We start from the raw sequence: 8,353 nt of genomic DNA, 5'->3' as shown, positions 1-8,353 counted from the left end.
AAGGGAGGCTATTCCTCATCAATCCATTTCACGGTGTAGGATTCGTTGAGGCTATTGCCGATGTTTTTCACGTACTGCTCGAGCAGCGTTTTCGCACGGTTGCGAGCGGAGGCGATCATCGTGTCATCGGCGTACGCGCGATCTAAGGTATCTTGCTGAGCTTTTGAAAGTGCCTCTTTGCGCTCGTCGTCGGTTACCGATGCGAAAAAACCGTTTGCATCAAGCGGGTCGGAAACCGAATCGGCTTTGATATTTGGCTCGGTAAGCACCTGACCTTGAGGAATTGTTATTGCCACCACGCCTTTTTCGTCGGGTTCATCGATATGGACTTTACTTGCGTCGATGCCGAAGTCGACCGTCGCGTCGTATTCAAACCACTCTTGCTTGCCATTTTGCAAATCGATGAACCATGCTTTGTCCGACTCGCGTTCGATTTTCGCAACGTTGTGGTAGGTGCACTCGAACGTTGCGAGTTTCGCTACCTCACTCGCATTACTGAAATCGGCGTCTTTCTGCTGCCCTTGGCAACCATTCAGGGCAAATGCGAGGCACCCTAAGATGATTATTGCCGCTATTGCGCGAATCTTATTCATAGGAGCCGTCCTCCTCTTGCTCTTCAGATTGATCGTCGGCAGCATCGTTTTGCCGACTCGACTCGTCATCGGGCCACACAAGGCTATAACCGGTTTTTTCAGTTACGGGCATAAGCAGGGCTTCCATAGTCCGGCGCATGTTCTGGTTTGCCGTATACAAAATGCCGCCTGCTGACGTAACCTCGGCAAGAGCATCTGCTTTGCAAACTGAAATGACATCCTTCAGATTTGCATTCGGTTTTTTGGGAAGATAATCGAGCGCCGTCGTATCGATTGACGGATCGCCAATCTCCGGCTCTGGCAGATGCGGGGTGATGGTTTTCGCTTCCTCGTCGATGTCAAACGTAATCGCGTCCATATCGTACGAAGCGCTAATCGTCGACTCGTAGTAAACGTGGTATTCGGCCTCGCCTTTGTCGTTGTATTTATCCGCAATGCCGTTGTAACGATATTCGGCAGTAGACAGCTTGCTCACGTTCACGATTTCCGTGAGTTGGCTCGCTGTGAGATAGGTTGTTTTATTCAGTTTGGACTGAATAACGGGAACGCCAATGACGATTGCGACGATGATAATTACCGCACACGCGCCCGCAATAGCTAATTTCACTTTGCGAGGCAAACCGCTGATTATATTTGCCACAGAAACCTCCCTTATAATTCGATATCAAGCAAACGCTTGGATTTGATTTCGTTTTACTCGCAATTTACTTCAGCGACATCAAGGGTGTCGGGAACTTCCTTGCCCTCAGCCAAATCATCCAAATACCCCTTCAATCTATTGCACATTGGCAAAAAGGTTGCAAGAGTTATTCCTCCTGAGAAAATCGCCCCAATTCCCGGAATTGCTTTCGCGACCCCTTTCGCGAAAATATCTTTCGTCATTTTGGCGCCGATAAGCGATGCCACCTTTTTCACGATTGGATATATGACGCCCTTTGTCAGCGCTTTTTGAGGAAGTTTTTTCACGGCCTGACGTGCCATCATCTCGGCAACTTTGTGGATACCATTCACTGCAAGACCCGAGGCGAACATGGCGCCAAGGAAAAGCGTCAAAACATTCTTCGTCCCCTCATCAACCGTACCGTCCCCATTGAAGAAATCAGGCCATCCGTAAAGATATGCAAGTTTCTGGGTTATTCTCAGCATATGCGCGATATTTTGCGCGGCATCCGCAGGTATGGTTGCCGCCATTGCAATTCCTCCCGGAATTCCCGTCGCGGCTGAAACAAGCGTTACTTTGGTCGTTTCATATTGAATAGCCTCATCGGCAAGCTTGCCGATGGTCGTTCTTGAAACCCCCGCGTCAATGGGTCCTTGTTCGACTGCCGCGTCTATCAAGGCATCCTCGCAGTAGTTTTGCAACGCGCTTCGTAGATACTCTTCCCTACTGATTTTAACGCCGGGAACTCCTAGTGCTGCTACGAGAACGTTTTGGAAGAAGTCTTCTGGGTCGATTTCCTCATTCGAGTTGGGTGGGGTTTCAGAAGTGGTCCGGCCGATTCTTTCACCGGCGTTTTTCGCAATCAGCCCAGCTCCAGCAGCAATTGTCTTTGCTGCTCCGTCGGCGGCTTTGCCGAGCATTCCAATCGGATTGTCCCCCATGTCGCATCCTTCCTCGGAAAGGCAAATGGGCAGAGCCGCTACATGCGCGTCATCTGCCCATTCGTCCTTTGACTTGCTATAGCATATCATCAACTTGATTTTACCCCATACCATGCAGGCATGGATACATGCGAACGCAAAAGAATGCTCGGTGCCGCAATTCGACGCGAGCGGGAGAGGCAGGGCCTCTCCCAGCGCAAGCTTGCCCTGATGGCTGGCTCGAACCAAACGCATATTTGGGAAATCGAGAACGGCGGTGTCAGCATCGGGCTCGATTTGCTGTGTCGTATCGCTGATAGCCTGGACGTTGAGGTGCGTGCGCTTATCGAATTCTGAGCAACGTGTACCTTGCCTTCGGTTATTGCCTGCGTGGCGCGGCGAATCGAGCTTCCCATTCAACGCTTCGTTGATGGACCCCAGCTCTAATCACCAAGCACTTTCGACAAATCATAGTTATCGTTGTAGAACTCGCTATGCACATCGGAATAGGTGCGGTATATATTGCTTTGGGCATCGGATATCGTGCGATACAAACTGCTTTGAGCATCCGAGATTGCTCGATACACGCTGCTTTTCGCGTCGGATGCTTCTTTATAGGAAACGGTATTGTAGGCATCCTTCATCACGCTATCGTAAAACGTGCGATACACGCCCTTGTACGCATCGGTGTATACCGAGCGATATAAATCGCTGAACGCGTCGTCGTACACTGCGCGGTAGAAGGCCGTCATGGAATCGCTTATTTCGTTCCAGTCCATGGTGGGCGCTTGCTTAGCGAGCAACGTGTAGTATTTTGTGGCATTCTCGTCAGTGCGCGAAATCAGTGCTTCGGTTTCAGCCTGCGTATCGGCCAGCCAATTCGTGAGCATGTCGCTGTTTTCGGCGTAATCGGCGTATGAGCCGCCCGCCTTCGCTTTGACATCATCAAGCTCTGCTGTGATGTCGGTTTCGGTCGTCTCGAAATCGCTTTCGATGATGTCGATGATTCCGTCAAGCGTCGTCGCATCTGCTGTGGTCGGCGTTGTGCTCCCTTGTGCCGCTTGTTGCGTAGGCGTATCGTTGCTTTCGGCTTGCTGATTGGCGCTCGCACAGCTTGCGAGCGTGCAGGATACCGCCACTGCGAGTGCGCACATTGCGAGTCGATTCATCTTCCTCATAGGTAACCGTCCCTTTCTCGTTATTCGGCGCGCTCGTCGGGCGCGCCCTCATCCATTTCGGTCAGCGTTGCTTCGAGCGACGCGTTCGCAAACGAGTGCGTCGCGGGGCCGAGCCATAGCTCGCAGGAAAGTGCTACGCCCGGGGCGTTTGCTGCCTGGGAAAGCAGCTCGCATGCGTCGGGCAAGGCTAACCCGCACGCTTGCGCGCATTCCCCCGATGCGGCCATGCACACATGCCGCGCTTCACTTGAGCTCGGTTGCTTGCCTGACCTGCGAACATCGGCAATCTTTTCGAGCATGTTCGAGAGCAGACCCTTTGCGGCAAGCTCCAGCGCGGTGCGGACATCGCATGCGCATTGGGCGCTTTCCCCAAATATCGAGTCGATCAAGCTGGCGAAGACCGAATCGTCCCCATGTTCAAGCGCGCATCGCAACGCATGCGCCGCCGCAAAAGCGCCGGTCTCGGCGTCGCGAGTATCGAGCGCACGTTGCTCGCAAAACTTGAGGGCGCATGCCAAGTCCGCCTCGCTTTCGTTCGGCGCGAGCCCCCGGCATGCTTCCTCAAGCGTTTGCGAGCGCCTTCGGGCTTGCGCCACCAAGAAGAGTTTCGCTATGTCGGCTACTTCATACATGCGCCAGCCCCATGCGGTATTGCGTGGACTGACGATTCCGATTCCACCTGGACCCTCGTAACACACGCGCTGAATATCGCGGCGAGACAAGCCGGTGAGAGCTTCAACCTGGGAAACTTTCCAGCCATCTGCAAGTTCGTCACGCATTCCCTGCCCTCCTTTCTTACAGCTAACCTGTTCAACGGTTGAACAGCAATGGCCGTTTTGCCCAGCGACGCATTTCTTTTCCGTCGTCATGTGGCACCCTTTCTCGCGAACAAGACAAGGTCGTCGATGCCCTGTCGCTATAGGGCATGTAAAAATTGCGGGCGCTCACGATCGGGCGCGGACAAGCGATTCGTTGTCTGAACGCAATTAGCTGAATTAGAGGCATTTGGACGAAATATTTAGTTGATTTAGAGGCATAATTAATTAAAAATCGGTTGAGTTAGAGGCAACGGGATAGAGGACGCTATGCTTGAGCGACTTGCGACAGTTTGAAGCGATGGAAGAGCAGTGCGAGGAGAAAGGTCTTGCTGGTCGATGGCGCCCGCCAAACTGGCAAAACTTACCCTATTGAGTCTTTTGCTCAAGCCGAGTACGACGACTACGTAAGAATTGTATGCTCATGGTACAAAATGCGGGGCTCGTCGGAATCCCGACGAGCCCCGCATCGTTTTTATTATATCTTCCAAAGCCCCTGCTCGGAAAACCATCGAGTAGGGGCGTGCTCGCTCAGGCGCATAGCATGAGCGATCAGCAATCCGCCGAACCGCTAGTTCTTCAAGCTGTTGATCGGGGCGGGCATGCGGCCTCCGCGGTGGGCGAAGACGGTGCCGGCGTGCCCGTTCACGGGCATGACGGGGGCGTATCCCAGAAGGCCGCCGAATTCCAGTCGGTCGCCGACCTTCTTGCCGATGGCGGGAATAACGCGCACGGCGGTGGTCTTGTTGTTGATCATGCCGATGGCGCACTCGTCGGCGATGATGCCGAAGATCGTTTCCACCGACGTGTCGCCGGGGATGGCGATCATATCGAGGCCCACGCTGCAGACGCAGGTCATGGCCTCGAGCTTCTCAAGGGAAAGGGCGCCTGCCTCGGCTGCGCGGATCATGCCGGCATCTTCCGACACGGGAATGAACGCGCCCGAAAGCCCGCCGACGCTCGACGATGCCATGACGCCGCCCTTCTTCACCGCGTCGTTGAGCATGGCGAGCGCTGCCGTGGTGCCCGGGCCGCCGCACTTTCCGACGCCGATGGTTTCCAGGATCTCCGCGACCGAGTCGCCTTCGGCCGGCGTCGGCGCGAGCGACAAATCGAGAATGCCCTTCGTCACGCCCAGACGCTTGCTCGCCTCGCGAGCCATGAGTTCGCCCGCGCGCGTGATCTTGAAGACGGTCGCCTTGATCGCTTCCGAGATGGCGGTCATGTCGGCGTCCTTCGGCATGTTAGCGAGCACCGAACGCACAACGCCCGGGCCCGAAACGCCCACGTTCACGACGGCGTCGGCCTCGCCCGAACCATGGAACGCGCCCGCCATGAAGGGGTTATCCTCCACGGCATTGCAGAAAACAACCAGTTTACCTGCGCCGATGCACTGGCGATCGGCGGTCGCCTCGGCGGTCTTCTTCACGATGCCCGCCATCTTGAAGGCGGCGTCCATATTGATGCCCGCGCGCGTCGAGCCCACGTTCACGCTCGAGCACACGAAGTCGGTCGCCGCGAGGGCGTCGGGGATGGAGTCCATAAGGTTGTTGTCCGCGCGCGACGCGCCCTTGTGCACGAGGGCGGAGAAGCCGCCGACGAAGTCGACGCCGACGACCTTCGCGGCCTTGTCCATGGCCACAGCGATAGGCGACAGGTCGCGGGCGTCGGTCGCCGCGCAGATTTCGGCGATGGGCGTCACCGAGATGCGCTTGTTCACGATGGGGATGCCGTATTCGCGCTCGAGCTGTTCGGCGGTGGGAACGAGCTGCTCGGCTGCGGTGGTCATGCGGTCGTAGACCTTGCGGGCCATCGTGTTGATGTCCGAATCGGTGCATCCTCGCAGGTTCAGTCCGAGCGTGATCGTTCGGATATCGAGGTGCTCCTTGTTCACCATCGCCAGGGTTTCGGCGATTTCGGCAGGTGTGATTTGCATAGATACTCTCCCTCTCGCGAATGGGCGTTTTGAATTGCGCGTGGGCTGTTGATTTCTTCGAACAGGATACCTTTTTTCGGAAGGGAAACGGCAGCCGTCATCGTTTTAGCGGGAAAAACGGCGCTGATTTGGCACGGCGGGGGAAGGTGATTCGGCTGCGCCTTGGTCGGCTCCTGTTTTTCCAGCAAAACCTGTGTAAACAGGGCGCGCATCCGTTGCCATTCGCGTGTCAGCTCGCTACAATCACACTATTGAACAATATGTTTATTATTGGTCGGATTGTTGAATGGGGGTGGAACTTATGACATGTTCGGCAAACGAAGGTGCCGCTTCTGAAGATCGGCGGATCACGCGCTCGAAGCAGGCGCTGCGCGAGGCCTTCATCGAGCTGACGGAGGAATGCGGGCTCGACGGGTTCTCCGCAAGCGACCTGTGCGCTCGCGCGGGGCTCAACCGCGGCACGCTCTACAACATCTTCGGGGACAAAGACGGGCTGCTTCGTGCCCTTGAGGGAGACATCATGGCCGACCTCGAGGCTCTTCAGGCAAAGATGCAGACGATCGGCCTGAAGGACGTCATGCGCTACCGCGTGAGCAAGCGCCCGATGCCCTTTTTGGTGGAACTATTCGACTGCCTGCGCGAACAGGGCGATTTCCTGCATGCGGTGATGGGCCCCAAGGGCGACCCGAGCTTCGGCCCCCGCGTGCGCGATGCGCTGTGCACTGAAATCATCCAGACCATCCTGCACGAGCGCTATCGCAACAACCCTGAGCCGTTCGTGCAATATTACGTTGCGTTCTACGCGAGCGCGTATCTGGGGGTCATTACGCGTTGGGTCGAAACGGGCATGCGCGAGAGCTCCCAGGACATGGCGCTTATCGCGATGAAGCTCTTCTTTATAAAACCGGGCGATCCGATCAAGCTGTAAACGAAGGCGATAACGATGGAAGACGAAAACATGAACAATCAGGAATTGACGGCGGACGAGAAGGCGTCGCTTGGTGCATGCTCGGGCGAGGGTTGCGCGCCCCGCACCACGACGGTTGACGCGACCCCGGTTGGAGAACCCGTCGTGAAGGACGCGCTCCATATTGGCATCGATGTCGGCTCGACGACGGTGAAGCTTGCCATCTTGGACGAAAACAACCAGGTCAAGTACTCGGTTTACCGCCGTCATCACGCTGACGTGCGCGCAACGATCGTGGAAGTGCTCTCCGAGGCCGCCGAAGGCTTCGGAGATGAGCGCATGACGATCGCCATCACTGGCTCGGGTGGCCTGCTTTTGGCCCAGTGGCTCGGCATCGAGTTCGTGCAGGAGGTCATCGCGAGCAAAACCGCGGTCGAAACCTTCATCCCCAAAACCGACGTGGCCATCGAGCTCGGCGGCGAGGACGCGAAGATCATCTACTTCGAAAACGGCATCGAGCAGCGCATGAACGGTACCTGCGCGGGCGGCACGGGCGCGTTCATCGACCAGATGGCGGCGCTTCTGAACACCGATGCGGGCGGCTTGAACGAGCTCGCGCAGAACGCGACCACCATCTACCCGATCGCCTCGCGCTGCGGCGTGTTCGCGAAGACCGACGTGCAGCCGCTTTTGAACGAGGGCGCGCGCAAGGAGGACATCGCCGCGTCGATCTTCCAATCCGTCGTGACGCAGACCATCTCCGGCCTCGCGTGCGGCCGGCCCATCCGCGGCTACGTGGCGTTTTTGGGCGGCCCGCTGCAATACCTTCCCGAACTGCGTAAACGCTTCTATGAGACGCTCGACCTCGACGAGGAACACCGCATCGTGCCCGACAACGCGCACCTGTTCGTGGCGAGCGGCTGCGCCATCGCGGGCGCGGCGAGCTCGACCGTGCGCGCCGAGAAGCTCTCCGACGTGCTTGACCGTTTGAAGAACCTGGGCGATATCCAGGGCTCCGAGGTCGTGCGCCTGCCTCCGCTGTTCGCAAACGAGGCCGAGCTCGACGAGTTCAACGAGCGCCATGCCGCCGAGTGCGTGAAGCGCGAGAGCCTCATGGATTACACGGGCGTTGCCTACCTGGGCATCGACGCGGGTTCGACCACGTTCAAGGCGACGCTCATCGACGAGGAAGGCAGCCTGCTCTGGTCGCACTACGTGTCGAACAAGGGCGACGTGCTCGGATGCGCGAAGGCCGCCATCGCCAAGCTCTACAATGACATGCCGGTCGACGCCGAGACGGGCGAGCCGCTCATCACCATCGGACACGCCACGGTCACCGGCTA

Annotated in this window: 9 protein-coding genes; 3 read left to right on the top strand and 6 right to left on the bottom strand. The window is 57.0% G+C overall.

Annotated features, from left to right (window positions below; all coding sequences use genetic code 11):
• Positions 1-8: 8 nt before the first annotated feature.
• The 3 genes from Q0G18_RS08085 to Q0G18_RS08075 are packed head-to-tail and all read right to left on the bottom strand — an operon-like array spanning position 9 to position 2,195.
• A complete protein-coding gene (locus Q0G18_RS08085) occupies positions 9-638 on the bottom strand; it encodes a DUF4230 domain-containing protein (RefSeq protein WP_297151809.1) in 630 nt (209 codons plus the stop codon).
• On the bottom strand, positions 586-1,233 hold the full coding sequence (locus tag Q0G18_RS08080; RefSeq protein ID WP_297151806.1) for a DUF4230 domain-containing protein: 648 nt from the start codon (positions 1,231-1,233) through the stop codon (positions 586-588). The genes Q0G18_RS08085 and Q0G18_RS08080 overlap by 53 nt, the downstream gene beginning before the upstream one ends.
• Positions 1,234-1,286: 53 nt before the next feature.
• A complete protein-coding gene (locus Q0G18_RS08075; RefSeq protein WP_297151803.1) occupies positions 1,287-2,195 on the bottom strand; it encodes a hypothetical protein in 909 nt (302 codons plus the stop codon).
• Between the two features lie 120 nt (positions 2,196-2,315).
• On the opposite strand from Q0G18_RS08075, the gene Q0G18_RS08070 reads away from it, so the two are divergent.
• The gene (locus Q0G18_RS08070; RefSeq protein ID WP_366769268.1) at positions 2,316-2,531 is read left to right on the top strand and encodes a helix-turn-helix transcriptional regulator; all 216 of its coding nucleotides are present in this window, start codon (positions 2,316-2,318) and stop codon (positions 2,529-2,531) included.
• Positions 2,532-2,617: 86 nt separating this feature from the next.
• Here the strand turns inward: Q0G18_RS08070 and Q0G18_RS08065 are convergent, their stop codons facing one another.
• The 3 genes from Q0G18_RS08065 to Q0G18_RS08055 all read right to left on the bottom strand — a co-directional run bounded on the left by Q0G18_RS08065 (position 2,618) and on the right by Q0G18_RS08055 (position 6,103).
• Positions 2,618-3,352 carry a hypothetical protein gene (locus tag Q0G18_RS08065; protein WP_297151797.1) on the bottom strand — a complete coding sequence of 245 codons (735 nt, stop codon included), beginning with the start codon at positions 3,350-3,352 and terminating at the stop codon, positions 2,618-2,620.
• 20 nt (positions 3,353-3,372) lie between these two features.
• The gene (locus Q0G18_RS08060; protein WP_297151794.1) at positions 3,373-4,131 is read right to left on the bottom strand and encodes a MerR family transcriptional regulator; all 759 of its coding nucleotides are present in this window, start codon (positions 4,129-4,131) and stop codon (positions 3,373-3,375) included.
• A 607-nt stretch (positions 4,132-4,738) separates the two neighbouring features.
• The gene (locus Q0G18_RS08055; RefSeq protein WP_297151791.1) at positions 4,739-6,103 is read right to left on the bottom strand and encodes a PFL family protein; all 1,365 of its coding nucleotides are present in this window, start codon (positions 6,101-6,103) and stop codon (positions 4,739-4,741) included.
• Between the two features lie 286 nt (positions 6,104-6,389).
• On the opposite strand from Q0G18_RS08055, the gene Q0G18_RS08050 reads away from it, so the two are divergent.
• Together Q0G18_RS08050 and Q0G18_RS08045 are read left to right on the top strand one after the other, a co-directional pair.
• Entirely contained in the window at positions 6,390-7,031 is a 642-nt protein-coding gene (locus Q0G18_RS08050; protein WP_297151788.1) for a TetR/AcrR family transcriptional regulator, read from the top strand.
• Between the two features lie 144 nt (positions 7,032-7,175).
• On the top strand, positions 7,176-8,353 hold a 1,178-nt coding region (locus Q0G18_RS08045), incomplete at its 3' end, for a BadF/BadG/BcrA/BcrD ATPase family protein (protein WP_297151812.1).

This window comes from uncultured Ellagibacter sp., from assembly GCF_934636505.1.
GTDB lineage: Bacteria > Actinomycetota > Coriobacteriia > Coriobacteriales > Eggerthellaceae > Ellagibacter.
The sequence above is the reverse complement of the archived record's forward strand: the minus strand, read 5'-3'. Positions and strand labels throughout refer to the sequence as shown.

Coding starts and splice junctions, on each gene's coding strand:
- Q0G18_RS08085 (WP_297151809.1), bottom strand. CDS start 638: ATGCTGCCGACGATCAATCTGAAGAGCAAGAGGAGGACGGCTCCTATG.
- Q0G18_RS08075 (WP_297151803.1), bottom strand. CDS start 2,195: ATGGGGGACAATCCGATTGGAATGCTCGGCAAAGCCGCCGACGGAGCA.
- Q0G18_RS08070 (WP_366769268.1), top strand. CDS start 2,316: ATGGATACATGCGAACGCAAAAGAATGCTCGGTGCCGCAATTCGACGC.
- Q0G18_RS08065 (WP_297151797.1), bottom strand. CDS start 3,352: ATGAGGAAGATGAATCGACTCGCAATGTGCGCACTCGCAGTGGCGGTA.
- Q0G18_RS08060 (WP_297151794.1), bottom strand. CDS start 4,131: ATGCGTGACGAACTTGCAGATGGCTGGAAAGTTTCCCAGGTTGAAGCT.
- Q0G18_RS08055 (WP_297151791.1), bottom strand. CDS start 6,103: ATGCAAATCACACCTGCCGAAATCGCCGAAACCCTGGCGATGGTGAAC.
- Q0G18_RS08050 (WP_297151788.1), top strand. CDS start 6,390: ATGGGGGTGGAACTTATGACATGTTCGGCAAACGAAGGTGCCGCTTCT.